This window comes from Xanthobacter pollutisoli, from assembly GCF_040044995.1.
Lineage (GTDB): Bacteria > Pseudomonadota > Alphaproteobacteria > Rhizobiales > Xanthobacteraceae > Xanthobacter.
In genome coordinates this window covers 474,377-494,790 of record NZ_JBDZDP010000001.1, presented here as the reverse complement: position 1 = coordinate 494,790, position 20,414 = coordinate 474,377, and the positions used below count along the sequence as shown (strand labels likewise).

The window sequence follows — 20,414 nt, the reverse complement described above, 5'->3', positions numbered from 1 at the left end:
GGCGGGTCCGGCGCTAGAGGGATGTCAGAGACAATCTGTACCGCGGGAAAAAGGTCCGGGGCACGCGCTGCGGCGGCGCGGGGCGGCGGCCGCCGCTCAGTCGAACACCTCGTCGGCGGCGGTGATGAGGCCGAGGTTGGGGGAGGTGGCGCAGAAGGCGCCCAGCTTCTCCGCATTCTTCACGAACTTGTCGGTGTCGATCACCGGCGGGGCGTCCTCGTCCTTATAATACGCGTCCAGCCAGGTCAGGATGATGGTGATCGTCGGCTTGTCGGCCTGCAGGAACTGCTGGCACGTCATGGTGGACAGGTCCCATTTGTCCGCTGCGGCCGAACCCATGCCGGCCATGAGCGCAACCGCCACGATCAGGTGTCTCATCTGGTCCTCCCCATCCCATGTCCGGCCTTGGCGGCCTGTGGGGGGCATCATGCCCCGCGGCTTGCGCAAGCGCCAGCGCGGCCGCAGGCAGGCCGCCGCCGGCTTGCGCAAGATCTCGCGATGTCAGAAGCCGTCTGTGCGTTGACCTAGCGGGCGTCCAGCACCTGCACGCACGCGCCCGGCAGATCGGCGAGGGTGAGCGGCGGCTTCGGCTTTGCCGGCTCTTTTTCGGGCTTGGGATGGAGCACCTCATCGGTGAACCACCAGTCGAGCTCCGAGCCGCAGCCCTCCCCGCTCGGCGGCGCTTCCTGCGGGCGGCAGTCGGGGCTCGCGGCCGGGCAGGTGAGGCGGACGTGCATGTGGTAGTCGTGGCCCCAATAGGGCCGCACCTTCGCGAGGAAGCCACGGTCGCCCCGCGCATCGCGGCACAGCGCCTTCTTGATGGCCGCGTTGACGAAGATGCGCTCGACCCGCGGGTCGACGGCGGCGGCGCGGACCACCTTCCAGTGGTCGGGCTGCCAGTTCGCCGGGTCGATGTCGCGGCGGTCCGCGCGCACCATCACGGTGGCGGAGATCTTCTCGCGCTCCTCGCGGGTCAGCTCGCGGCCGGGACTCGGGGTGAGCCAGATGTCCGCATCGAGGCCGATCTGGTGGGAGGCGTGTCCGGTGAGCATGGGGCCGCCGCGCGGCTGTGCCATGTCGCCCACCAGGATGCCCGGCCAGGACGACACCTTCGGCACCTCGGCGGCGAAGCGCTCCATGAAATCGATGAGGTCCGGATGGCCCCAGTTGCGGTTGCGCGACAGGCGCATCACCTGCCAGCTCGGCCCGTTCACCGCCAGCGCCGTGCCGCCAGCAAGGCAGCCCTTGGAATAGAAGCCGATGGCGCGGGGAGCGAGCGCCGCGGGGGTGGCGACGCGGCCGAACAATTCCTTCGCCGGCACCGGCGCGGCGCTTCTCGGTGCCGATTGCCCGGCCGCGCCGGTGGCGGCCAGTGCCAGCAGCGGCAGCGCCAGCAGCAGTTGGCGGAGGCGAGGCGCCGGGCCGGCCATCAGCTGGTCCTCTTCTGCGCCATCACCACGAAGCCGCCATCGCTGCGCGTGCCGGGATGAGCCGGCAGGTCGGTGACGAACAGGGTCGCCCCCGGCACCGCCAGCGCCGCCACCTGCTTGTTGATGGAGGGGTCGACGCTGATGCGGGCCAGCACCTTCTGCGCCTGTCCCGCCGCAACGCCCGCGCCTTCGTAGGAAATGGCGCTCCAGCGCGGCGCGCTGCCGTCGCTGCTCATCAGCACATAGACAAGATTGCCGAGGGGCGCCTGCGGGTCGGCGATGGTCACGGGTCCCTGCACCACCGTCTGGGCGCCGCGCAGCACGGTGATGGTGCGGTCCGCCCCGCTCACCACCATGGAGACCGGCTCCGGCGCGGCGGTCGCGTCGGCGGGCGCACCCTGGCCGGTGGCGGCCACCGCCAACTGCTGCTCCAGGCCCTCGCTCATGATGAGGCCGGGATGCAGCACGTCCTCCGGCGCCGAATGGGCGTCGGCGATGATGACCGGCGTGCCGATATGGGTGACGCCGAAGACCAGCTTGGAAAACTCCAGCGGCAGGTGGATGCACCCGTGGGACGAGGGATATCCCGGCAGCCCACCCGCGTGCAGCGCGACGCCCGACCATGTGAGGCGCTCGGTATAGGGCATGGAGGCGTCGTTATAGAGCGAGGAGTGGTGGTCCACGTCCTTCTCCAGGATGGTGAAGACGCCGGTGGGCGTATCGTGCCCCTCCTTGCCGGTGGACACGGCGCAGGCGCCGATGCGCACGCCGTTGCGATAGACGAAGGCGAGCTGATCGCTGAGGTTGACAACGATGGCGACGAAGCCGTCCGGCGCGCGCTCGGGGTACCACACATAGCTGCCCGGCTTCAGCGCCTTGATGGCCGCAAGGTCCGGGTCGTCCGCCGCCGTGGCGGGCAGGAGCGTGTCGGCGAGGAGTGCGCCGGCGAGCGCGGTCGCAAGCTTCAAGGTCCCGCGCCGGTCGAGGCGGAGCAAAAGCGGCATGAGGTATCCCCGGATGCGAATCGCAGCGGTCCCATCATTGGTGCGTCGCGGCGCCCTGTCCATGCAGCGGTTGCATCATCCGGTCATGGGGACCTCGCCCGCCACCTCGATGGCCTCGGGGGTGATGCGGCAGACGAGGCCGATGACCTCGATGCCCGCCGCCCGCGTGCGATCGAAGGCGCGGCCGTAGCCGGGGTCGAGATCGCGGGCGAGGCCGATGGAACGGGCCGAACCGATCTGGCTGATATAGACCATCACCGCCCGGTTGCCGCGCGCCGCCTCGCGCGCCAGCTCGTCCAAGTGCTTGGCGCCGCGGGCGGTGACGCAGTCGGGAAACTCCGCGCGGCCCGCGGCGCGCATGAGGTGCACGTTCTTCACCTCCACGAGGCACAGGGGGCGGGCGTCGTCCTCCAGCTGTATGTCGATGCGGCTGGAGCGGCCGTATTTCACCTCGCGGCGCATCCGCGCGTAACCGGCGAGCGCCGGCACCGCGCCCGCGGCGATGGCCTGCGCCACCAGCAGATTGGGATGCATGGTGTTGACGCCTACCAGCTCCGGGCCGGCGCCGAAATCCGCCTCCACCAGTTCCCAGCTGAGCGCCAGCTTGCGGGCCGGGTTCAAGGATCGCGAGAGGAAGACGCGGGCACCGGGCGTGTCGAGGCCCAGCATGGCGCCGGAATTGGCCACGTGCGCGGTGGTCTCGGTGCCGTCGTCCAGCACCACGTCGGCGAGGAAGCGCTTGTAGCGCCGCACGAGGCGGCCCGGCAGCAGGGGGGTGGCGAAGCGCATCAGGCGGAGGCGGCCGCGCTATCACCCGCCTTCGTGTCGCTTGCCTTCGTGTCGCTTGCCTTCGTGTCGCTTCTGCCCATCAGGCAGATAAGGGTCTGGGTGGCGGTGGCGCAGTGGATCCGGGAGTCGCCCGCTTCAGCATAGACATCCACCCGCACCACGGTGAGCGTGCGGCCGGAGCGCGTCACCTCGCCCACCGCCACCAGCCGCTCGCCCTTGCCGGGCGCCATGATGTTGATCTTGTATTCCACCGTGAGCACCGTTGAGTCCGGCGGGAACAGGGTGAAGGCGGCGTAGCCCCCGGCGGTGTCGGCGATTGCGCCGATGGAGCCACCGTGAAAGAAGCCGTGCTGCTGGGTCACCGCCTCGGCATAGGGAAGGACCACCTCCGCCCGTCCGGCCGCCACTGCGCCGAGCCTGGCGCCCAGGGTGGCCATGAAGGGCTGGCGGGCGAAGCTCGCGCGCACCTTGGCTTCAAAATCGGGATCGGAGGGAGAAAAGGCGCTGGCGGTCATGGACGGGCTGGGCATCACGGGGCGGGAAGGCTTGACCATAGCCCATCCAACGCCGCCCGCCGCGCATTTTTCGCATCCGCGCGGGGCGCGGCTTGCCCGTTGACAGGAGGGGGGCGCCGCGCCTCTCTACCGCCAGCGGCAGCCTCGGGATCGGGCCGGGTTCCGCATGCGCTCCCCTCCGAGGCATCAGCCAACAATGAGCTATTTCTATCTCGCCATCGCCATCGTGGCGGAGGTCATCGCCACGTCGGCGCTCAAATCCGCCGAGGGCTTCACGCGCCTCGGGCCATCCGCCATCGTCGTGGCGGGATATGGCGTCGCCTTCTTCTGCCTGTCCCTGACGCTGCGGACGCTGCCGGTCGGCATCGCCTATGCCATCTGGTCGGGCGTCGGCATCGTGCTGGTGGCGGCCATCGCCTGGGTATTGCACGGGCAGAAGCTGGATCTCCCCGCGCTGATCGGGCTGGGGCTCATCATCGCCGGGGTGCTGGTGGTGAACCTGATGTCCAAGAGCGTCGCCCACTGAGGGGCGCCCCCTGAGACGCGCTTGGCGCCGACGCGCCAAAAGGAAAGGGCGACGCCTTGCGGCGCCGCCCTTCCATGCGTCCGGGGCAGACGGGATTGGTCTTCAGCTCGCCTCCAGCTCCGCCGCGACGGGGGGAGTCGGCAGCAGCAGGTCGAACAATCGGCCGGTGGCCATGCGCTGCGCCTGGATGACGGCGCCCGCCATGCCCTGTGCATCGGCCCTGGCTTCCTGCGCCAGCGACAGGGCGGTGGGGAAGGGAGCGGTCAATTCGGCCATCACCTCGTCGGTGTCGAAGGTGAGGTCGGCGTCAAACTTGCGGGCGATCTGCTGCATGCGCCGGTTGTGCGCGAGACAGCTCATGTAGAGCGAGCGGATGCCGCGATTGCGCGCGGTCAGTATCACGCGCTCCATTAGGATCGTGCCGAGCCCGTGGTTCTGGTAGCCGCTTTCGACGCTGAAGGCGGCTTCCGCCTCGCCAGGCAGCACGTCACCCATGGGATAGAGCTCGGCGGCGGCGCGCAGCTCGCCATCCACGAAGCAGCCGTGAATGATGGCTCCGGTGCGAAACACCCGCGAAGCGTAGCGCTCGATGAATTCGGCAGATACCGCAGAGCCGAACCTGAACCGGCGGCTCTCCGTGTCGAGCCTCAGGAGGTGGTCCCGGAAAAGTCCGGACTCCCCGGTCCACAGCTTGCGGATGATCCCCGGTGCGACCTGTTCGGTCATAAGTGGTCTCCAGACGGCGTGTCGGAAAGCCCCCCGGTTCCTCCGCGACTGAACTTATGTGCATCGCAGCAAAGGTCAATACGGCTGACCTTGACGCATAGGTCATGGGATTACCGTTTTAGCGTTTGAATTGACCTAAATCATTGACATAAGACGAAATAAGTAAGCCATGCGCTTGGTGCAGCGCTGCTGCGCCGCAGCATTGAGGCTTGGCCTTGATCGCGCCCCATCGCGCCTGCCGTCGGGTGCGCCCCTCGCGGCGGCGCTCGGCTAACGGATGAGAATCGCCCGGAAATCGTTGACGTTGGTCAGCGTCGGGCCGGTCACCACCAGCCGGTCCAGGGTGGAGAAGAAGGTGTAGCCGTCGTTGTTGGCGAGGAAGGCGTCGGCCGTCATCCCGCGCTCAGCCGCCGCGGCGAGCAGGCCCGAATCAAACCACGCTCCGGCATTGTCCTCGGTGCCGTCGACGCCATCGGTGTCGCACGAGATGGCCGACACGCCGGCGCGCCCCTTGAGGGCGATGGCGAGCGACAGCAGGAATTCCACGCTCCGCCCGCCGCGCCCGTTTCCGCGCACCGTCACCGTGGTTTCGCCGCCCGAGAGCAGCACGCAGGGCGCGGCCGCCGGCAGGCCGTGCTCGGACGCCGAGCGGGCGATGCCGGCGAACACGTTGCCGGCCTCCCGCGCCTCGCCCTCGATGGCATCGCCAAGGATCAGCGCCGCGAGGCCCATCGCCGTGGCCTTCTCCTCGGCCGCCTTCAGTGCCATGAGCGGGGTGGCGATCATGTGCACCTCCTGCCCGGGGATGGGATCGCCCGCCACCGTGTTGGCGCGGATCACCGCCTCCAGCTTGTCAGTCACCGCGATGCCCCAGGTGCGCATCAGGCCCAGCACCGCCTCGGGGTCGGACGCTTCCGGGATGGTGGGGCCCGAACCGATGGCGGCCGGGTCGTCCCCCGGCACGTCGGAGATGAGGTAGGTCACTGCCTGGGCCGGGGCGATGGCGGCCGCAAGCCTTCCCCCCTTGATGGCCGACATGGATTTGCGCACCCGGTTCATGACGCCGATGGGCGCGCCGGATTTCAGCAGCGCCGCGTTCAGCGCCTGCTTGTCGGCGAGGGTCAGCCCCTCCGCCGGCAGGGTGAGGAGGGAGGAGGCGCCGCCCGACATGAGGCACACGACGAGATCGTCGGGCCCGGCGCTGCGGGCGAGCTCCAGGATGCGCCGCGCCGCATCAAGTCCCGCCTGGTCCGGCACCGGGTGGGCCGCCTCGACGATCTCGATGTGCCGGGTCTCGCAGGCATGGCCATAGCGTGTCACGATGAGGCCCTCGCACGGGCGGCCCCATTCCTCCTCGAAGGCCCGCGCCATGCGGGCCGATGCCTTGCCTGCGCCGATGACGATGGTGCGCCCCTTGGGCGGCGCCGGCAGGCGGTCCCTGAACTTGCCCTCCGGCAATGCCGCGGCGAGGGCGGCATCGAACAAAGTGACGAGGATTTCGCGGTCGCTGGGCAGGGCAGGGGCCGTCGTCATCGCTTCGTCTCCATGGGGCGTTCTCCCGCCTCGCCTGTGCGGCGAAAGTCTTATTCCTCTGTGCCGCCTGTAGCGGCTCGCAGGCCAGCGATCAATAAGCCGGCGGGAAAGGCTGCTTTAATGCGCGCAGCGGGTCGGCGGAGGGACAGCGACCGGTGGCGACGGGCGTGCATGGCGCGGGGCGAGGCATTATATCGGGGCCATGAGCGCTGCTCCGCCCCTCGTGTTCGACCGCCCTTTGCTGCGCCGCCGCCTTGGTCGCGCCGCCCGTCTCGGCCTTGAGCCCTTCCTGCTGGAGCGCGCGGCGGAAGACCTCGCCGACCGGCTCGCGGCGGTGAAGCGGCAGTTCGCCACCGCACTCGATCTCGGCACGCCCACCGACGCGGTGCGCCGTGCGCTCGCCGGCCATGGCACCGTCGAGCGTCTCTTCCGCGCTGCGCCGCTGCTTGCGGGCGTGCCGGCGCCGGATCTGGTGGCGGACGAGGAGGCGGTGCCCTTCGGCGAGGGGACGCTGGATCTTGCGGTCTCGGCCCTTGCCCTGCAATCGGTCAATGATCTGCCGGGCGTGCTGGCCCAGCTGCGCCGCGCCCTGCGGCCGGACGGCCTCTTCCTCGCCGCCATGCTGGGCGGTGGAAGCCTCGGCGAATTGCGGCAGTCCTTCGCTATCGCCGAGAGCGAGACCACCGGCGGGATCTCGCCACGGGTGGCGCCGTTCGCCGATGTGCGTGATCTCGGTGCTCTGCTGCAGCGGGCCGGCTTCGCCTTGCCGGTCACCGACGTGGACCGGGTGGTGGTGCGCTACGGCTCGCCCTTCACGCTGTTTGCCGACCTGAGGCGCATGGGCGGCGCCAATCCCTTGGTGGAGCGGCGCCGCGTGCCGTTGCGGCGGGCCACCCTGCTGCGCGCCGCCGAGGTCTACGCCGAGCGCTTTTCCGACCCCGACGGCAAGCTGCGCGCCACGTTCGAGATCGTGTTCCTCTCCGGCTGGGCGCCGGACCCGAGCCAGCAGAAGCCCTTGCGGCCCGGCTCGGCCAAGATGCGCCTCGCCGACGCCCTCGGCGCGCGCGAGGTGCCTCTGCCGCCGGCGGGCGACGAGCCGGGCTAAGGACTCCGCCGGCCTTCACCTTCCGACCGCAAAGCGCTATCGGCTGCGGGCTGCGAGATGCGTGAGGGGAGAGGCGCGATGACGGGACAGGCTGAGGGGGCGGGGGGACGCGAGGCGCCGGCGACGATCGACGGCTTCCGCCACATTCTGCCCATCACCACGCGCTGGATGGACGTGGACGTCTACGGCCACGTGAACAACGTGGTCTATTATTCCTATTTCGACACGGTGGTGAACGAGCACCTGGTCTCGGCCGGGCTGCTGGACCCGCAGACGAGCCCGGTGATCGGTCTCGTGGTGGAGACGCGCTGCGTCTATTTCCGCAGCCTCACCTATCCCGCGCCGGTCATGGCCGGCCTTCGGGTGACGAAGCTCGGCACCTCCTCGGTCCGCTACCAGATCGCCCTGTTCCAGGGCGAGGATCCGAGTGCGGCCGCGCAGGGGCATTTCGTTCACGTCTATGTGGAGCGGGCGAGCCAGCGCCCGGTGCCCATCCCCGATCCGGTACGCGCGCTGCTGCTGACGATCGCGGTCTGAGGCCCATCAAACGCGCATGCCCCGGCGGCGGGCCGGGGCATGCGGACGTGGCGGGGATGCGGGACCCAGGCGCGCTCAGGTGATGTACTGGGCGCCGTTCACCGTCATGGTGGAGCCGGTGATGAAGCCGGCCTCGTCGGAGGCGAGGAACACCACGCAGCGGGCGATGTCCTCCGGCTCGCCGAGGCGGCCGACCGGGATGGTGGCGGTGATCTTGGCCAGGGCTTCGGCCGGCACCGCCTTCACCATTTCGGTGGCGATGTAGCCGGGGGCGATGGCGTTCACCGTGATGCCGAGCTTGGCGCTCTCCTGCGCCAGGGCCTTCACGAAGCCGATCTCGCCAGCCTTGGCGGCGGAATAATTGGTCTGGCCGAACTGGCCCTTCTGGCCGTTGATGGACGAGATGCAGATGATGCGGCCGAACTTGCGGTCGCGCATGCCCTCGATCACCGGGCGGGTCATGTTGAAGGCCGAGTTGAGGTTGGTGTTGATCACCGCGCTCCACTGCTCCAGCGACATCTTGTGGAACTGGCCGTCGCGGGTGATGCCGGCGTTGTTCACCAGGATCTCGACCGGGCCGACCTCGGCTTCCACCTTGGCGATGCCCGCCTTGCAGGACTCGAAATCGGAGACGTCCCACTTGAAAGTCGGAATGCCGGTCTTCTCGGTGAAGGCCTTGGCGGCCTCCTCGTTGCCCGCGAAATTGGCCGCGACGGTGTTGCCGGCGGCCTTCAGCGCCACCGAGATCGCCTCGCCGATGCCCCGCGTGCCGCCCGTGACCAATGCGACGCGTCCCATGGCTCCCTCCATTACGATTGACTATTGGCCCGACCAGATAATCTTCAGCGTTCCAGGCGGGTCGAGCCACGCCCAGGCGGTTTCTAGAGGATTTCCCCGCTACGGGGTATCGGGGAAATCCTCTAAATCTTTGGATTAACGCCTCTTATTCGGCGAGCCGTGACGACTTCCTGCCTGAGGCTATAGCAAGGGCATATGGCAGGCCGGCAACGGCGCCCCGTGGGGGGCGTCGCGGTCCGGCCGGTTGCGCGGGGATCTGGCGTTCATCCCCGCGCTGCGCGGCTCAGTCGCGCTCGAGGCACATGGCGATGCCCATGCCGCCGCCGATGCACAGGGTGGCGAGGCCCTTCTTGGCGTCGCGCTTCTGCATCTCGTGCAGCAAGGTCACGAGGATGCGGGTGCCGGAGGCGCCGATGGGGTGACCGATGGCGATGGCGCCGCCGTTCACGTTCACCTTCGAGGTGTCCCAGCCGAGACCCTTGTTGACCGCGATGGCCTGGGCGGCGAACGCCTCGTTGGCCTCCACGAGGTCGAGGTCGGAGGCACTCCAGCCGGCCTTCTCCAGCGCCAGCTTCGACGCCGGGATGGGACCGGTGCCCATGACGGCGGGATCGACGCCCGCCTGCGCCCACGAGACGATGCGGGCCAGCGGGGTCTTGCCCTCGGCCTTGGCCTTGGCGGCGCTCATGAGCACCACGGCGGCGGCGCCGTCATTGATGCCCGAGGCGTTGCCGGCGGTGACGGTGCCGTCCTTGGCGAAGGCGGGCTTCAGCTTCGTCATGGCGTCGATGGTGGCGCCGTGGCGGATGTACTCGTCCTGGTCCACCACCACGTCGCCCTTGCGCGAGGCGATGGTGACGGGGACGATCTCGTCCTTGAACCTGCCGGACTTCTGGGCGGCCTCGGCCTTGTTCTGGGAGGCGACCGCGAACTCGTCCTGCTCGGCGCGGGTGATCTGGAATTCCTTGGCCACGTTCTCGGCGGTCATGCCCATGTGGTAGCCGTTGAAGGCGTCCCACAGACCGTCCTTGATCATGGTGTCGACGAAGGCGAGGTCGCCCATGCGCTGTCCGTTGCGCAGATGGGCGGCGTGGGCCGACTGGCTCATGGATTCCTGGCCGCCGGCCACCACGATTTCGCTGTCGCCGTTGGCGATGGCCTGGGCGCCGAGGGCCACAGTGCGCAAGCCCGAGCCGCACACCATGTTGACCTCCCACGCCGGGCTGCCGATGGGGACGCCGGCCTTGATGGAGGCCTGGCGGGCCGGGTTCTGGCCCTGGGCGGCGGTGAGAACCTGGCCCAGAATCACTTCGCTGACGGCCTCGGACGGGACGCCCGCGCGCTCCAGCGCCGCCTTGATGGCGATGGCGCCGAGCTCATGGGCCGGCAGGGGGGACAGCGCGCCGTTGAACGACCCGACCGGGGTGCGCGCGGCGGCGACGATGACGACCTCATCCTTCATGGGGGTCTCTCCTGGGAAGATCGGGCGGGCTTCGCGCCTCGTTAGCCGGATTGGCCAAATGGAAGGTGGCTAGGCCCTATCGTGGGCGTGGCGGACCATGTGTCAATGACCCATCTCATGGCAAGGGCCGGCCGCAAATGGTCGCCTACAACCTTTGTCTGTGCCGCTCCCCCGCCGCGCGCGGATGCGCTGCGAAAAGGCAGATGCGCGGCGCACACAAAGTGGTAGCTCTGCACATGGAAAGGCCGTAACCTGCGGCTCCGCCCAAGGAAAACGGATGACCGGACGATGGCAAAATCGCAAGAGCCAGTCACCATCAAGAAATACGCCAACCGCCGTCTCTACAACACGGGGACGAGCACCTACGTCACCCTCGAAGACCTCGCCAACATGGTGAAGGAGGGGGAAGACTTCGTGGTGTTCGACGCCAAGAACGGCGAGGACATCACCCATTCGGTCCTGACCCAGATCATCTTCGAGCAGGAAAACAAGGGGCAGAACCTGCTGCCCATCGCATTCCTGCGGCAGATCATCCGCTTCTACGGCGACAGCATGCAGATGCTGGTGCCGCGCTACCTAGAAGCGTCCATCGACAGCTTCACCAAGGATCAGGAGAAGTTCCGCGACCATGTGGCGAAGACGATCACCGGTGGCGGCTTTGCCGGCCTCGATGATCACGTGCGTCGCAACATGGAGATGTTCGAGCGGGCCTTCCACATCTTCCTGCCCTTCCCCAAGGGCGAGGAGCCGGCCGGCACGACCCCCGTTCCAGCCGCCGTTTCGTCCACCCCTGCGGTCTCGGCCCAGCCCGAGCGGACCGACGAGCTCGACGCGCTCAAGCGGCAGATGGCCGACATGCAGGCGAAGCTGGAACAGCTGGTGCCGAAGGGTGAGACGAAGAGCGAGCCCAAGGACGGCGGCGGCGAGGGCAGCACCGGCCTCTGAGCCGTCCCGCCCTTCAGGGTCGCCTATACGGACGCCGGGGCGACCGGCCTGAACCCGAACCCCTGACGACAAACGGCCCGGATTTGCTCCGGGCCGTTTTCGCATGTCTCGATCGCCTGGCGCGTTTTCTTGCCGCGCGTGCCGCCAATGCAGCTCAGGAATCCCGAGGCTCGATGGCGAAGTCGCGCTGGGCCACCCGCACCGACACGGAGAAGCCAGCGACCACGTCCAGAAGCATGATGCACAGCAGGATGGCGAACACCGAATTGCCGGCCTGGCGCACCAGCAGGAACTCCGCCATGCCGGCCACGAACACCAGCATGGACAGCATGTGATCGATGATCGAGCGCGAGGTGATGCGCGTCGACTTCAGGATTTCGAAGAACAGGAAGACCAGGCTGAGGACGACGAACGCCTCGGCCATGCTGATGGTCCATTCCGCGCCGGACAGCATCGAGACAGTGGTGAGCACGGTGGACCATTCGGTGCCGGGCATCAGGAACACGATGATGTTGTAGAGGGCGAGCGGAACGATCAGCAGCGGGACGGGCGTCAGCATGTGTGCTCCTCGGGCGGATTCGCCGCGGACGCAGGACCCGACCGTCGCCCCGGCAGAGCCGATGCGATGCCACATCGAGGGCGGAAAGTCACGGGCGCGCGAGGCGCCGGATCGCCACGGGGAGTGCGGAGGGCAGGGATACCGCTCGCGCGGGCCTTCTTCGCCGGCTTCGGACCCTCAGGAACGATCTGGCGACGGAGTGGGCAGGTGGAGCACGAATCGCCGGAGCCCCGAAGGCCGCCACACGCGGGGCGGCTCAGATTTCCAGGACACGCCCGGGCAAACCCGTGGTGCGCCCGCCGGTTCTTGCCCTTGGGGCGATCGGCGGCGGTGCGCGAAACGTCAGCGGCGCCGGCAGCGCGGCGCCGTCGAAATCAGGCTTCGGCCTTGGGCTTCAGAACCTGACGGCCGCGATACATACCGGTCTTCAGGTCGAGGTGGTGCGGACGGCGCAGCTCACCCGAATCCTTGTCTTCCACATACGTGGGCTGCTTCAGCGCGTCGGCCGAGCGGCGCATGCCGCGGCGGGACGGCGAGGTCTTTCTCTTCGGGACAGCCATTGTCCAAACTCCTGAACGGCGTAACGTGCAGAGCCCGCCGACGGCGGGCTTGCGGCTTTCGAACTTGTGATCGGGGCCTGCTCTGCCCGAATGGCGCACGCGAACATGAGCGCATCCGCCCGGAGCCCGGTTGCGAACCTTGATGAAGGCTCGCGCGGGGCTCGCTCAAGGGCCAGCATTCCCGATTGAAGGCGCGCCTTATACAGGCTCGCGCGGGGGAACGAAAGCCCCGCCGTGCGTTTTCCGGTGGCGGAATGCCCCAACAATGCCCTCTTGTCAGCTGAGGAGAGCTAAGCAAGGTTGCGCCCGCTTCGGAGCATCCGAAGAACCCCCGAGGAAACCGGACACATGATGCGTTCCGCCCAGATCCGTCTCATCGCCGCCGCACTCGCCGCCTCCGTCTCCGCAGCGTCCGTCGGCGCGGCGCTCGCGCAGGGTGCCCCGGCGCCCGTGGCGGCTCCTGCCGCGCCGGCCGCAGCCGCCGACCCGGTGGTCGCGACCGTGAACGGAACGCCGATCCGCCAGAGCGAGATCACCATTGCCCTCGAGGACATCGGCTCGGGTCTCCCGCCCCAGGTGCAGGGGCCCGCGCGGGAGGAATATGTCCTGTCCTTCCTCACCGACATGACGCTCCTCGCCAAGGCGGCCGAAGCCCAGAAGCTGGACCAGTCGCCGGACTTCCAGCAGCGCCTCGCCTATGCCCGCACCAAGGCTCTGATGGAAACCATCATGACCCAGGAAGCGAAGAAGGCGGTCACGGCCGAGGAGAAGCGCAAGACCTACGACGAGTTCGTCAAGTCGTCTCCGGCCGAGGCCGAGGTGCGCGCCCGCCACATCCTGGTGGACGACGAGGCCAAGGCCAAGGAGATCTCCAAGAAGGCCAAGGCCGGCGAGGATTTCAGCAAGCTGGCGAAGGAGAATTCCAAGGACAGCGCCGAGGACGGCGGCGATCTTGGCTACTTCACCAAGGAGCAGATGGTCCCCGAATTCGCCGAGGCGGCGTTCAAGCTGGAGAAGGGTCAGGTCTCCGACCCGGTGAAGACTCAGTTCGGCTGGCACGTCATCAAGGTGGAGGACAAGCGCCAGAAGCCCGTGCCCACCTATGAGCAGGTCGAGGACCAGGTGGAGCAGTATCTGGTCCGCAAGGCCCAGGCGGACATGGTCACCAAGCTGCGCGCCGACGCCAAGATCGAGAAGACGGCGGCCCCGGCTGGTGCGGCGCCCGCCGTTCCGGCTGCCGACCCCGCCAAGAAGTGAGCCGGGGCGCTTCGGCGCCGCACGGCCGAAAGGCCGCAAAGATCGAGGGGGGCGCCACCGGCGCCCCCTTTTAGTTAGCTAAAGCTCTTCGGCCTTTTCCCGGGCGCGGGCGAGGAGCTTTGCGGCATCGACGAGAGCATCCTTCTCGGGATCGTGCACTACCGCGCCGAAGCTGCCCGCCAGCGCGGCGGCAAGGGCCATGGCGCTGATCTCCTCGCGCACGTCGCCGCTCCATTTCACATCCAGCGCAACATCGCGCCCGCCGCGCGCCGCCGCGCGCCGCCGCGAGCACGGCCGAGGCGCCGTCGCTCTCCACCGCGCGGAAGCGGATGGTGCAACCGGCGTCCTCGCCGTCGAGGGTGCAGGGCAGATAGCCGGAGGTCTCGAACGGCACGTACCCGTCGTCCAGGACCAGCTTGAGCTTGAATGCGTCGATCGCCGCCTGCAGGGCGGGGCGGGCGGGCACCTCGGCCCGGAACAGATAGCAGGTCTGGGCGCGCGCCATGGCGGCTCCTCCAATAGGTTAAAACATGGGGGCCGCCGGGGTCCGGCGGCGGGCTGAAACGGGCCGAGCTTAAAAGCGTTCGTTCCGGCGCAAAAGGCGACGTCAGCGCGCGGCGGAGGGAGCGCAGGCGGCCGAGGGCGTCGCCAATGCGGCCCACACCGCCTCCACCGCCGTGCGGTTGTTGCAGCGGTCTGCGGTCGGCTCCAGTTGCTCATGCAGGTTCATCTGCACCGGCTTCGACAGCCACCAGCTCATGGAGACGTCGCGGATCTTTTCGGGCGTCGCGGTGCCCACCGGGCATCTGCCGTCCTCGCCTTCGGGCCAGACCTTGATCTGCACCAGATTGACCGGGCAGCGGCCGGCGAACCGCCTGTCGAGCCATGTGGCCGCATGGGCGACGGCGAGGCGTCCGCGCCCGCCGCGCACCGCGCCGATGGCGCCCAGCGGTCCGCGCAGCTCGGCCAAGGCCAAGTGGTCGCTGGCGTCCGGCACCACCACGCCGCGTGCCGTGCGTTCCTCGGTCAGCACACTCGCCGGATCGTTGGCGATCACGAGGATGAAGGGCGCGAGGGCGGGCTCCACGTCCACCATCGCCTGCGCCAGCTCTAGGGCGCTCTCGGCGCCGAAATTCTCGAAGTAGCCGCCGTCCACGATGCGGTCCACCACGTCGGTGTCCACCTCGTAGATCGAGCCGGGCGGCGAGATTACCGGAAAGCGGGCGGAGTTGGTGGCGGCGGTGGACAGCCGCACGTCGAGGTCGGAGCGCACCAGGCCGTGGAAGTCGATGGCATGGGTGAAGATGGGGCATTCCGCATTCGGCCCGCCGCTGGGGCAGCGGCCGCTGGCGGCATAGGTCGGCAGGAGGTCGGTGGTGATGATGCGCTGCCCGGTTTCCACGGACGTGCCGTTCAGCACCAGATAGGGCACCCAGCGCGCCGGATCGCGGGCGGCACCGAGAAACGGGGCGGCGAGGCGTCGCGCGGCGCCGGCCGCCGCCCGCGGGCCGGACGTGCTGACGTGGCGGGCGAAGCTCTCTTCCCAGGCCTCCTCCAGCAGGGCCGCGCGGTCCCTCAGGAAGAGCTGCACCTGATCGTGGAAGGCGAGGCCGAAGAAGGTGGCGGTAAGGAAATCGTCGGCAGTCATGCTCTCCAGGCAGTCGCGCCAGCCGCCGATCCGGCCTCCGTACCAGTGGGCCGGCGCGTCCGTGGGGCAGGGCGGCGCGGCACCGGTGCGGGCGGAGAGGGCGGCCGCCACCACCGCCGCCCCATAGGCACCGCCCGAGACGCCGGAGATGGCGAAGATCCGCCCCGCGATGTCCTTGCCGTCGAGGGCCTGCTGCACCTCCTGCGAGAAGCGGCCGTCGTCCCGCGCGGCGCGGCTGATCTTCGAGCCGTCGGCGCGGGTGAAGCTGAAGGCCGCCTTCTGCTGCTCAAAATCGAGGAAATGGCCGATGACGCTGGCGGTGAAGAAGCCGGCGCGGCTCGCCCCGCCCGCCGCCGCGATGATGACGGGCCGCGGGCAGTCGCCCGGGTTCTCGGCGCAGCCGTTGGCCCGCATCCACAGGTGGATGGCCTGCACGATTGTGGTCCGGCGATGCGCCGGCTCCACCGCGGCGAGCGTGCGCACCGCGTGATTGTCGCCGAAGACATAGACCCCGACGGCACCGGCGATGAAGAGCACCGTCAGGATCGGCACATGGAAGCGCCGGCCCACCGAGGAGAAATAGGCGAGCACCGGCACCCAGCCACCGAGAATCAGCGGCACGGCGAAGGCGAGCGGCAGGCGCCGGGCGAGCCAATGGGGGCTCGCCACCAGGATCGCGATCACCAGCAGCGCGTAGAGCAGCAGGGCAAGGCGGCCGGTGGCGTGCAGCTCGGCGTCGGGATCGTCGCGGCGGGGGACGATGCCGAGGAGCGAGAACACCGGCGCGAGCCACCGGCCGAGCGTGCGATCCACGGCGGCGATCCCGGCAACCCGCGTCAGACGGCCGCGCAGGATGGCATAGGCGTAGAACAAAGGGATCGCCGCCAGCATGGCCCATGTCACCAGCCACAGCTGGTCGCGCGCCGCCTCCACCGCCGGGCGATCCCCGAGCGTCGGCAGGTTGGCGACCGCCGCTGCGGCCCCAAAGGCGAAGGCCACGAAGGTGAGCGCGCCGAGGATGCGGGGGATCTGCACCAGCATGAAGCAGTGCAGCCCGTCCCGCCCTGCATGCCCCCTGCGCCCCGCTGCGGCATTGCGCTGGGCGGTGACCGCGGCAAGGCCGTGGTCGGTCTCCATCAGCAGCCGCGCGGCGTAATGCACGGGCATCGCCCACAGCAGGAAGACGCCGAGAACGAGGGAAAGGATGGCGGGGAAGAGGCCGGCGGCAACGCCGATGGGCGCGCCCGCCATGGCCACGTCCAGCATCACGTCCTGCGCCTGGGTGACGCCGGCCATGAGCAGGAGGCCGATGGCGACACTCGCCAGCGGTACCCGCACGACCCAGAGAATCAGCGCGAAATCGAGGATTCGGCCGAGAAGCCGTGCCAGCGCGCCGGTACCCCGTCGCGGAACCGACATGCGCTCCGCGCGTCCGGCGTGCTCGCCCACACGCTCGATCCTCATGCGTGCCTCCCATCCCCCGCACGCAGCTATAGAATAGATTCGTTTCGAACAGGCGCACAATCCCGGCAGCCGTCTGCCGGCATGGGCGGCGGCAGTGCCGCGGCGGGGCGCGTCAGATCATCGCCATGCCGCCGTTCACGTGGAGCGTCTGGCCGGTGACGTAGGCGGCCTCATTGGAGGCGAGGTAGACGCAGGCGGCGGCAATGTCCTCGGGCGTGCCGAGCTTTGCGGCCGGCACCGCCTTCAGGATGCTCTCGCGCTGCTTGTCGTTGAGGGCGTCGGTCATGGGGGTGGCGATGAAGCCGGGGGCGACGCAGTTCACGGTGACACCGCGCGAGGCGACTTCCTGCGCCAGCGACTTTGACATGCCGATCATGCCCGCCTTGGCCGCGGCATAATTGCCCTGGCCGGCATTGCCGGTGACGCCGACGATGGACGTGATGGAGATGATGCGCCCCGAGCGGCGGCGCATCATGGTGCGCACGGCGGCCCGCGACAGGCGGAAGGCGGCGGTGAGGTTCACCGCGATCACCTGGTCCCACGCCTCGTCGGAGAGGCGCATGAAGATGTTGTCTCGGGTGATGCCGGCATTGTTGACGAGGATGTCCACATGGCCGCCCAGCGCCGCCTCGGCGTCCGGAACAAGCTTCTCCACCTCTTCCGCATTGCCGAGGTTGCAGGGCAGCACGACCACGCGCTCGGTGAATTCCGCCGCCAGCGTGTCCAGGGCCTCGCGCCGCGTGCCGGAAATGGCGACGGTGGCGCCCTGGGCGTGCAGCGCCTTGGCGATCGCGCCGCCGATGCCGCCGGTGGCGCCGGTCACGAGCGCGGTCTTGCCGGTAAGGTCGAACATGTAAGCCCCCAGTCCTTCAGATGTCGCGGCGTGAGCGCCGCTTGTTTGAGCAAGGCGGGAGCGGGTCTCGGCCACTCCCTCTCCCGCTAGCGGGGGAGGGCCGGGGAGGGAAACGAGGCTTCCGGCAAAAGCCGCCTCTGCGGGACGCCTCCCGCGCCTCCCAATCCTCTCCCGCAGCCGGGAGAGGGCCTTGCCGCAGGGTTTTCAGGCGGCGGATGCGGCGGCGTTGCGGGCGGCGATGAAGGCCGCCACGTCCTCGGACGTGCCCACGGCGCTGGCGGCGATCTGCTTGTCAATGCGCTTGACGAGGCCGCACAGCACCTTGCCGGCACCGACCTCGACAACGCGGCTCACGCCCGCGCCCGCCATGTAGATGATGCTCTCGCGCCAGCGCACCGTGCCGGTCACCTGCTCGACCAGCAGGCGGACGATCTCGGCCGGGTCGGTCACCGGCGAGGCGCGGACATTGGCCACCACCGGCACCCGCGGCGTCATCACGGTCGAGCCCGAGAGGGCGACCTCCATGGCCTCGGCGGCAGGGCCCATCAGGCGGCAGTGGAAGGGGGCGGAAACCGGCAGGAGCACCGCCTTCAGGGCGCCCTTCTCCTTGGCGATGGCGATGGCGCGCTCCACCGCGGCCTTGGTGCCGGACACCACCACCTGACCGGGGGCATTGTCGTTGGCCGCCTCGCAGACGTCGTCGCCGGCGGCTTCCGCCGCCACGGCCACCGCCTGGTCGTAGTCGAGCCCCAGAAGGGCGGCCATGGCGCCTTCGCCCACCGGAACGGCATCCTGCATCGCGCGGCCGCGGATGCGGAGCAGCCGGGCGGCCTCGGTGATGGTGAGCGCGCCCGCGGCGGCAAGGGCGGAATATTCACCCAGCGAATGCCCTGCCACAAAGGCGGCCTCGCGGGCGAGGTCCAGCCCGGCCTCGGCCTCCAGGACGCGCAGGGCGGCCATGGATACCGCCATCAGCGCCGGCTGGGCGTTGGCGGTCAGGGTGAGGGCGTCGGCCGGCCCCTCCCACATGATCTTGGTGAGGCTGTCGTTGAGGGCGGCATCCACCTCCTCGAACACCGCCTTGGCGGCCGGGAAGCTGTCGGCCAAGGCCTTTCCCATGCCGACGGCCTGGCTGCCCTGGCCGGGAAAGATGAAGGCGGTATGGGGTGATGTGCGTGGCCCATCCGACATGGCGGCCCTCCGGTTCGTAAATTTGGGGAGGGGAGAGACACCGGGAATGTGGGCGAGTCAAGGCAACGCCCGCGCCACATCGGCTCTCTTTGGGGAAAGCAGGGGGTTGGCCACGCCGCCTTCACAATTTATCCATAGGGGACGACAGAGATTGGGCGTGACGCCCGCATGAGAGAGTGCTCCGCCGTGAAGGGTCCCTGGGGAATTGTTGCGCTTGCCGCCGCCGGCCTTCTGGCGGCCGTGCCCGCCGTAGGCCAGACCTTCGTGCCCGCGGGCACGGGCCGTCCGGCGCTGATGACCGGCCCGGTGCCTTCCTCCATGGCCGAGCCGGCGCCCGGCTTTTCCCTCGGCGCGCCAGCGCCCGCCATGACTGCTCCGGCCACCACGGCCCCGGCGAACGCGGCACCGGCCGAGTCGGGCGGGACCTCGCCCCAGAACCTGGTCGCCTATTCGGCGGCGGTGGTGGATGGCCCGTATATCGCCATCACCTTCGACGACGGGCCGAACCCCGAGACCACGCCAAAGCTGCTGAAGATGCTGGAGCAGCGGGGAATCAAGGCGACCTTCTTCGTGCTCGGCAGCCGCGCCGTGGCCTCTCCCGCCATCATCAAGCAGATGGTGGCGCAGGGTCATGAGGTGGCCAACCATTCCTGGGACCATCCCCAGTTGCCCAAGATCTCCGTTGCCGCCGCCGACAAGCAGATCGGCGACACCAACGCCGCCATCGAGCAGATCACCGGGCAGAAGATCCGCAACGTGCGCCCGCCCTATGGCGCCATGACACCGGCCTTGCGGGCGCATTTGCGGGAAAAGTTCGGCTCCACCTTCATCTACTGGTCGGTGGACCCGCTGGACTGGAAGGACCGCAACCCCCAGCTGATCCACGACCGCATCCTGAACAACGTGCACGCCGGCGCCATCATCCTCGTCCACGACATCCACCCCACCACGGTGGAGGCCATGCCGAAGACGCTGGACGACCTGAAGGCGCGCGGCTTCAAGTTCGTCACGGTCAGCGAGCTGATCGCCATGAACAAGGGCGTGCCCGAGCCCAAGGTCGCTGCCGTATCGCCGGCCCCGAAGAAGAAGCCGAAGCCTCAGGGCACGACTGCGGCCGTCGTCCCTGCCGTGGCCGGCGCGACCGCCGCCGCCCCCAAGCCGAAGCCGGCTTCCACCAAGCCGCCTGCGCCGATCCGCAGCTCCGGCGCCACCATGGGCCTGTTCTGAGCGCGGCTGGATTTGAAGACGGCGCCGCTGCGGTCGCTTGCTTGGCCGCGCACGGCGCTGCGCCGGCGTTTTGAAACCGGAATGTGTCCGCAGCATTGCCTTCCCGCCTAAATCTGCTATACGCCCCGCTTCCGTCGCACCCGGCCGGGGGCTGAACGGACGGCTTTTCTGTGCCACGGCCTATCGCCATGGCGGAGGAGAGCAGGGCGCAGGCCCGTCGTCCCGTGTCCCCGCCTTCCGAGCTTCGCGCCTTTCCGAAAGGCAAGAAGGGCTTGGCGCCGGTGG

The 20,414-nt window shown here is 69.0% G+C and carries 21 protein-coding genes; 6 read left to right on the top strand and 15 right to left on the bottom strand.

What is annotated here, in order from left to right; genetic code table 11:
- Positions 1-96 precede the first annotated feature (96 nt).
- From ABLE93_RS02355 to ABLE93_RS02335, 5 genes are all read right to left on the bottom strand, one after another.
- A complete protein-coding gene (locus ABLE93_RS02355) occupies positions 97-378 on the bottom strand; it encodes an HdeA/HdeB family chaperone (protein ID WP_348837668.1) in 282 nt (93 codons plus the stop codon).
- 146 nt (positions 379-524) lie between these two features.
- Positions 525-1,430, bottom strand: coding sequence for a penicillin-insensitive murein endopeptidase (mepA, locus tag ABLE93_RS02350; protein WP_348837667.1), 906 nt, complete (start codon positions 1,428-1,430; stop codon positions 525-527).
- Complete coding sequence (locus ABLE93_RS02345; RefSeq protein WP_348837665.1) at positions 1,430-2,434, bottom strand: L,D-transpeptidase; 1,005 nt, start codon at positions 2,432-2,434, stop codon at positions 1,430-1,432. The genes mepA and ABLE93_RS02345 overlap by 1 nt, the downstream gene beginning before the upstream one ends.
- Before the next feature lie 75 nt (positions 2,435-2,509).
- The gene (gene sfsA / locus ABLE93_RS02340) at positions 2,510-3,223 is read right to left on the bottom strand and encodes a DNA/RNA nuclease SfsA (RefSeq protein WP_348837664.1); all 714 of its coding nucleotides are present in this window, start codon (positions 3,221-3,223) and stop codon (positions 2,510-2,512) included.
- On the bottom strand, positions 3,223-3,777 hold the full coding sequence (locus tag ABLE93_RS02335; protein ID WP_348837662.1) for a PaaI family thioesterase: 555 nt from the start codon (positions 3,775-3,777) through the stop codon (positions 3,223-3,225). Before ABLE93_RS02335 ends, sfsA begins: the two co-directional genes overlap by 1 nt.
- Before the next feature lie 157 nt (positions 3,778-3,934).
- Here ABLE93_RS02335 and ABLE93_RS02330 point away from each other — a divergent pair, with 157 nt between their 5' ends.
- Positions 3,935-4,264 (top strand): SMR family transporter, encoded by a 330-nt coding sequence (locus ABLE93_RS02330; RefSeq protein WP_348837661.1) that lies wholly within the window; start codon positions 3,935-3,937, stop codon positions 4,262-4,264.
- A gap of 102 nt (positions 4,265-4,366) precedes the next feature.
- Here ABLE93_RS02330 and ABLE93_RS02325 read toward each other — a convergent pair whose 3' ends face one another.
- Both ABLE93_RS02325 and ABLE93_RS02320 read right to left on the bottom strand, forming a co-directional pair.
- The gene (locus tag ABLE93_RS02325; protein ID WP_348837660.1) at positions 4,367-4,990 is read right to left on the bottom strand and encodes a GNAT family N-acetyltransferase; all 624 of its coding nucleotides are present in this window, start codon (positions 4,988-4,990) and stop codon (positions 4,367-4,369) included.
- Between the two features lie 270 nt (positions 4,991-5,260).
- A complete protein-coding gene (locus ABLE93_RS02320; protein WP_348837659.1) occupies positions 5,261-6,523 on the bottom strand; it encodes a glycerate kinase type-2 family protein in 1,263 nt (420 codons plus the stop codon).
- A 202-nt stretch (positions 6,524-6,725) separates the two neighbouring features.
- On the opposite strand from ABLE93_RS02320, the gene ABLE93_RS02315 reads away from it, so the two are divergent.
- On the top strand, positions 6,726-7,628 hold the full coding sequence (locus ABLE93_RS02315) for a methyltransferase domain-containing protein (protein ID WP_348837658.1): 903 nt from the start codon (positions 6,726-6,728) through the stop codon (positions 7,626-7,628).
- A 78-nt stretch (positions 7,629-7,706) separates the two neighbouring features.
- A complete protein-coding gene (locus ABLE93_RS02310; protein ID WP_348837656.1) occupies positions 7,707-8,165 on the top strand; it encodes an acyl-CoA thioesterase in 459 nt (152 codons plus the stop codon).
- A gap of 75 nt (positions 8,166-8,240) precedes the next feature.
- On the opposite strand, the gene phbB is transcribed toward ABLE93_RS02310, so the two are convergent.
- Together phbB and ABLE93_RS02300 are read right to left on the bottom strand one after the other, a co-directional pair.
- A complete protein-coding gene (phbB, locus tag ABLE93_RS02305) occupies positions 8,241-8,963 on the bottom strand; it encodes an acetoacetyl-CoA reductase (protein WP_348837655.1) in 723 nt (240 codons plus the stop codon).
- Between the two features lie 283 nt (positions 8,964-9,246).
- Positions 9,247-10,425 carry an acetyl-CoA C-acetyltransferase gene (locus tag ABLE93_RS02300; RefSeq protein ID WP_348837654.1) on the bottom strand — a complete coding sequence of 393 codons (1,179 nt, stop codon included), beginning with the start codon at positions 10,423-10,425 and terminating at the stop codon, positions 9,247-9,249.
- 288 nt (positions 10,426-10,713) lie between these two features.
- On the opposite strand from ABLE93_RS02300, the gene phaR reads away from it, so the two are divergent.
- On the top strand, positions 10,714-11,370 hold the full coding sequence (phaR, locus tag ABLE93_RS02295; protein WP_348837653.1) for a polyhydroxyalkanoate synthesis repressor PhaR: 657 nt from the start codon (positions 10,714-10,716) through the stop codon (positions 11,368-11,370).
- A gap of 154 nt (positions 11,371-11,524) precedes the next feature.
- On the opposite strand, the gene ABLE93_RS02290 is transcribed toward phaR, so the two are convergent.
- Positions 11,525-11,929, bottom strand: a complete 405-nt coding sequence (locus tag ABLE93_RS02290; RefSeq protein ID WP_348837651.1) for a hypothetical protein — start codon at positions 11,927-11,929, stop codon at positions 11,525-11,527.
- 374 nt (positions 11,930-12,303) lie between these two features.
- Complete coding sequence (gene rpmF / locus ABLE93_RS02285) at positions 12,304-12,489, bottom strand: 50S ribosomal protein L32 (protein ID WP_348830799.1); 186 nt, start codon at positions 12,487-12,489, stop codon at positions 12,304-12,306.
- A 348-nt stretch (positions 12,490-12,837) separates the two neighbouring features.
- Between rpmF and ABLE93_RS02280 the strand changes: the two genes are divergently transcribed.
- Positions 12,838-13,746 (top strand): peptidylprolyl isomerase, encoded by a 909-nt coding sequence (locus ABLE93_RS02280; protein ID WP_348837650.1) that lies wholly within the window; start codon positions 12,838-12,840, stop codon positions 13,744-13,746.
- Positions 13,747-13,824: 78 nt separating this feature from the next.
- Here ABLE93_RS02280 and ABLE93_RS02275 read toward each other — a convergent pair whose 3' ends face one another.
- From ABLE93_RS02275 to fabD, 4 genes are all read right to left on the bottom strand, one after another.
- Complete coding sequence (locus ABLE93_RS02275; RefSeq protein ID WP_348837649.1) at positions 13,825-13,968, bottom strand: hypothetical protein; 144 nt, start codon at positions 13,966-13,968, stop codon at positions 13,825-13,827.
- Positions 13,969-14,353: 385 nt separating this feature from the next.
- Positions 14,354-16,858 carry a hypothetical protein gene (locus ABLE93_RS02270; RefSeq protein ID WP_348837648.1) on the bottom strand — a complete coding sequence of 835 codons (2,505 nt, stop codon included), beginning with the start codon at positions 16,856-16,858 and terminating at the stop codon, positions 14,354-14,356.
- A gap of 112 nt (positions 16,859-16,970) precedes the next feature.
- Complete coding sequence (fabG, locus tag ABLE93_RS02265; RefSeq protein ID WP_348837647.1) at positions 16,971-17,711, bottom strand: 3-oxoacyl-[acyl-carrier-protein] reductase; 741 nt, start codon at positions 17,709-17,711, stop codon at positions 16,971-16,973.
- A 204-nt stretch (positions 17,712-17,915) separates the two neighbouring features.
- Positions 17,916-18,902, bottom strand: a complete 987-nt coding sequence (gene fabD / locus ABLE93_RS02260; RefSeq protein WP_348837645.1) for an ACP S-malonyltransferase — start codon at positions 18,900-18,902, stop codon at positions 17,916-17,918.
- A gap of 186 nt (positions 18,903-19,088) precedes the next feature.
- Here fabD and ABLE93_RS02255 point away from each other — a divergent pair, with 186 nt between their 5' ends.
- Positions 19,089-20,129, top strand: a complete 1,041-nt coding sequence (locus tag ABLE93_RS02255) for a polysaccharide deacetylase family protein (protein ID WP_348837643.1) — start codon at positions 19,089-19,091, stop codon at positions 20,127-20,129.
- Positions 20,130-20,414 lie beyond the last annotated feature (285 nt).

What these genes read in the sequence shown, in the direction of transcription:
- ABLE93_RS02355 (WP_348837668.1), bottom strand. Translation starts at nt 378, where the DNA reads ATGAGACACCTGATCGTGGCGGTTGCGCTCATGGCCGGCATGGGTTCG.
- mepA (WP_348837667.1), bottom strand. Translation starts at nt 1,430, where the DNA reads ATGGCCGGCCCGGCGCCTCGCCTCCGCCAACTGCTGCTGGCGCTGCCG.
- ABLE93_RS02345 (WP_348837665.1), bottom strand. Translation starts at nt 2,434, where the DNA reads ATGCCGCTTTTGCTCCGCCTCGACCGGCGCGGGACCTTGAAGCTTGCG.
- sfsA (WP_348837664.1), bottom strand. Translation starts at nt 3,223, where the DNA reads ATGCGCTTCGCCACCCCCCTGCTGCCGGGCCGCCTCGTGCGGCGCTAC.
- ABLE93_RS02335 (WP_348837662.1), bottom strand. Translation starts at nt 3,777, where the DNA reads ATGGTCAAGCCTTCCCGCCCCGTGATGCCCAGCCCGTCCATGACCGCC.
- ABLE93_RS02330 (WP_348837661.1), top strand. Translation starts at nt 3,935, where the DNA reads ATGAGCTATTTCTATCTCGCCATCGCCATCGTGGCGGAGGTCATCGCC.
- ABLE93_RS02325 (WP_348837660.1), bottom strand. Translation starts at nt 4,990, where the DNA reads ATGACCGAACAGGTCGCACCGGGGATCATCCGCAAGCTGTGGACCGGG.
- ABLE93_RS02320 (WP_348837659.1), bottom strand. Translation starts at nt 6,523, where the DNA reads ATGACGACGGCCCCTGCCCTGCCCAGCGACCGCGAAATCCTCGTCACT.
- ABLE93_RS02315 (WP_348837658.1), top strand. Translation starts at nt 6,726, where the DNA reads ATGAGCGCTGCTCCGCCCCTCGTGTTCGACCGCCCTTTGCTGCGCCGC.
- ABLE93_RS02310 (WP_348837656.1), top strand. Translation starts at nt 7,707, where the DNA reads ATGACGGGACAGGCTGAGGGGGCGGGGGGACGCGAGGCGCCGGCGACG.
- phbB (WP_348837655.1), bottom strand. Translation starts at nt 8,963, where the DNA reads ATGGGACGCGTCGCATTGGTCACGGGCGGCACGCGGGGCATCGGCGAG.
- ABLE93_RS02300 (WP_348837654.1), bottom strand. Translation starts at nt 10,425, where the DNA reads ATGAAGGATGAGGTCGTCATCGTCGCCGCCGCGCGCACCCCGGTCGGG.
- phaR (WP_348837653.1), top strand. Translation starts at nt 10,714, where the DNA reads ATGGCAAAATCGCAAGAGCCAGTCACCATCAAGAAATACGCCAACCGC.
- ABLE93_RS02290 (WP_348837651.1), bottom strand. Translation starts at nt 11,929, where the DNA reads ATGCTGACGCCCGTCCCGCTGCTGATCGTTCCGCTCGCCCTCTACAAC.
- rpmF (WP_348830799.1), bottom strand. Translation starts at nt 12,489, where the DNA reads ATGGCTGTCCCGAAGAGAAAGACCTCGCCGTCCCGCCGCGGCATGCGC.
- ABLE93_RS02280 (WP_348837650.1), top strand. Translation starts at nt 12,838, where the DNA reads ATGATGCGTTCCGCCCAGATCCGTCTCATCGCCGCCGCACTCGCCGCC.
- ABLE93_RS02270 (WP_348837648.1), bottom strand. Translation starts at nt 16,858, where the DNA reads ATGAGGATCGAGCGTGTGGGCGAGCACGCCGGACGCGCGGAGCGCATG.
- fabG (WP_348837647.1), bottom strand. Translation starts at nt 17,711, where the DNA reads ATGTTCGACCTTACCGGCAAGACCGCGCTCGTGACCGGCGCCACCGGC.
- fabD (WP_348837645.1), bottom strand. Translation starts at nt 18,902, where the DNA reads ATGTCGGATGGGCCACGCACATCACCCCATACCGCCTTCATCTTTCCC.